1 protein-coding gene is annotated in these 3,774 nt (G+C 58.4%); it reads left to right on the forward strand.

Features of this window, described 5'->3' with window-relative positions:
- Positions 1-711: 711 nt before the first annotated feature.
- Positions 712-3,774: transcription-repair coupling factor (gene mfd / locus KJ869_10710; protein ID MBU1577658.1), on the forward strand; the 3,063-nt coding region annotated here is incomplete at its 3' end.

Consider the following 3,774-nt stretch of genomic DNA (forward strand, 5'->3'; position numbering starts at 1 on the left):
TGAAAGCATGCAGGTTGTTACTTTCTTATGACTAAGAAAGTAACCAAAGAAGTCTTTACCGCCCAGTTCCGCGGATGGCAAGGCCTGCGCCCCGGCATTCATTGAACCAGAACATGCAGGATGTTCATGACGCAATGACTGCTTTATCGGGGCTGAAGTCAAGCCGCTTCACTTAAAGGCGGGGTCCCGGTTCGCATCAGCGCTGCTGCCCGGCAAAAGATGCCGTTAAAAATGTTTTGCCTGCGTTTGCCATATTTCGTGATCAAGACATTTAGGCATCTGGTTATTTGACAACGAAGCAGCGGTGCAGCGAAAGTTCTTCCGCCACCGCAGGTAAATCCATATAGGCGGATCCGCCTTTGGCGTGACTTTGGAGCTTTCTCTTCAAAGAGAAAGCGGAAGAAAATGAGTCGATGATCTATGCATAGCCTTTTATGAAGGAAATCATAGGGCTTTACAAAAATATCCTTTCGGTGTATAATTACTTTTAATCGAATAAAAGAACAGCCAAGACCCCCCATGCAAGCGGGGCCTTGGCCTTTCGGCGTTTCGGTCACTACTATCATGATAAATGCAGGTGTTGTCATTCTGAGTCTGACAACCTGCCTGACTAACCGAAGAATCTGAGATCCTTCGATGGTTAATAAAAATAATAATCTCAGGATGACATAGCCAGAATAAGATGTTAAAAATAAATGCATAAAATATAATATGATCTGGGATAAATTTTCAAAAGCGGTTTACCAAAGCCCGTCGTTTGACAAGCTTTTTAAGCTGTACTCTTCGGAGCAGAAACTATTCGGCCTGACCGGGCCCTGCGAGGCCGGCAAGTCGGTGATCGCCTCCGGGCTGTATGCCAAGAGGTCCCGGACCCTGCTGTGGATCACCCCCAGTGACGACGAGGCCGAGCGGCAGCGGGACAATCTCTCCGTTCTATTAGGCCCGGAGAACATCAGATGGTGGGCGGCCTGGGACATCTTGCCGGGCGATGAAAAAGAGCCGGACGTGGAGTTGGTGGGCAGCCGGATGGAATGCCTGCAGGCCCTGTCGTCCAAACAGCCGGCCCTGATCCTGGCCTCGGCCAGATCGGTCATCCAGCGCACCATCAACCCGGCCGAGTTCGGCCAGCGGCGAATCGATCTTTCCATAGGTATGAAGCTGGACCGGGAGGAGCTGCTGGCGCGTCTTATAGACTCCGGCTACGAGCGTCAGCCGGTGGTATCAGGCATCGGGGACATCAGCCTGCGGGGCTCCATCGTCGACATCGCCAGCTTCAGCGACGACGGGCCGGTCAGATTAGAATTGGACGACGACATCCTGGTCTCGCTGCGCCGCTTCAGCCTGCTGGACCAGCGCTCTACCGAAAAATTGGAGAAGGCAACTATATTGCCCCGTTTGGAGACCTCCCAAAGGACCGCCCTGCTGCTGGAACATCTGCCGGAGAACTGTCTGGTGATGATGGACGAGCCGGGGGAGATCAGCTCCGAATGGGCCGAGCTGTCCGAGGAATATCACGACATGGTCAACGACCAGCGTTTCGCCTCCGGGGAGCAATTCCGGCGGGGGCTGGCAAATTTCAGCCGCCTGCTGGTGACCTCCGGGGCGGGCTTCGGGATGTCCGAGGAGCGATCGCCGGAGGAGATCGTCCGCATCGGTATCCAGCCGGTGGAGCCGTTCATGTCCAACCTGGACCTGCTGGGGGCCAGGATAGAAAAGCTGCACCAGGACAATTTTCAGATCTTTTTATTGTGCGACAACCAGGGACAGCAGGAGCGCCTGAATGAGATCATCGACGGCCAAAGCAGATCGCGGGTCAGGGAGATCACAGTAGCCGGCCTGCACAGCGGCTTCATCTTTCCCGAGGCATCTTTATGCGCCGTCACCGAGCGGGAGATCTTCGCCCGGGAGAAACGGAGAAGGGCCAGGCGGTTCTTCAAGGGGGGCGGGGCCATCCGCAGCCTGGAGGCCCTGAGGAAAGGCGATTTCATGGTGCACGTGGATCACGGCATCTGCCAGTATCGGGGCCTGAGCAATCTTAACATCGAGGGCCATCAGACCGAATGTCTGCTGCTGATCTTCCGCGACAACGACAAGCTGTACCTGCCGGTGGACCAACTGAAAAGGGTCCAAAAATATTCGGCCGAGGAGGGGCAGCACCCCAATCTCTCCAAGCTGGGCTCGGCGGCCTGGGGAGAGACCAAGGCCCGGGCCAAGCGCTCGGCCCATGACATGGCCAAGGAGCTGCTGGCCCTGTATGCGGCCCGCAAATCCCAGCCGGGGATAAGATTCTCGCCCGACACCCTGTGGCAGAAGGAGCTGGAGGCATCCTTCATCTATCAGGAGACGCCCGACCAGCTGCGGGCCATAGAGGAGATCAAAACCGACATGGAGAGCGACAAGCCCATGGACCGGCTGCTGTGCGGCGACGTGGGCTACGGCAAGACCGAGGTGGCCATCCGAGCGGCCTTCAAGGCGGTGATGGACGGCCATCAGGCGGCGGTGCTGGTGCCCACCACGGTGCTGGCCGAACAGCACTACCAGACCTTCCGGGAGCGGCTGGCCGATTATCCGGTGAAGGTGGAGATGCTGTCCCGCTTTCGCAAGCACGGCGACCAGAAGATCGTCATCAAAGCCATAGCCGCCGGGGAGGTGGACATTGTCATCGGCACCCACCGCCTGATCCAGAAGGATGTCGAATTCAAGAAACTGGGCCTGCTGGTGGTGGATGAGGAACAGCGCTTCGGGGTGGCCCACAAGGAGAAGCTCAAGCAGTTGTTCAAAGCGGTGGACGTGCTGACCATGACCGCCACCCCCATCCCCCGCACCCTGCATATGTCATTATTGGGCGCCCGGGATATCTCCAACATCGAGACCCCGCCCAAGGACCGGCTGGCGGTGATCACCGAGGTGGTTCTGTGGAACGCCCAGAAGATCAAAGAGGCCATCCTGCGGGAGGTGGACCGGGGCGGCCAGGTGTTCTTCCTGCACAATCGAGTGCAGTCCATCACTGCCATGACCGCCTACATCGCCAGCCTGGTGCCCGGCGCTGAGGTGGCCTTTGCCCACGGCCAGATGGAGGAACGGGAACTGGAGCGGGTGATGCTGGCCTTTACCGCCAAGCGCTATGACGTGCTGGTGACCACCACCATCATCGAATCGGGACTGGACATGCCCAACGTCAATACCATCATCATCAACCGGGCCGATAAGTTCGGCCTGGCCCAGCTGTATCAGCTGCGGGGGCGGGTGGGGCGCTCCAACAAGCGGGCCTTTGCCTACCTGATAATACCCAAGGGCGGACGGATAAACGAGGTGGCCCGCAAGCGGCTGCGGGTGATCGAGGAGCTGTCCGAATTGGGCTCAGGGTTCCAGCTGGCCCTGCGGGATCTGGAGATCAGGGGGGCCGGGAATCTTCTGGGGCGGGAGCAGCACGGCAACATGATCGCGGTGGGCTTCGAGCTATACTGCCAGTTGCTGGAGGAGGCGGTCCGGGAGCTGAAAGGGCTGCCGGCCGTGCCCCAGATCGACGTCAAGGTGGAGATCCCGGGGAGGGCTTTGATCCCGCAGGATTATGTGGAGGATCCCAACGAGCGGATCAACCTCTACCGCCAGTTGAACAAGATCGGTGATATGGAGAAATTCGACAGGATCTACGAGGAGATGTCCGACCGCTTCGGCGCGCCGCCGGAGGAGGTGGGACATCTGATAGATGCGGCCCGTTTGCGGCTGGGAGCGGCCAGCCTGGGCGCGGCCCGGATAAAATGGGAGGGCTCA

This window comes from Candidatus Edwardsbacteria bacterium (assembly GCA_018821925.1).
Lineage (GTDB): Bacteria > Edwardsbacteria > AC1 > AC1 > EtOH8 > UBA2226.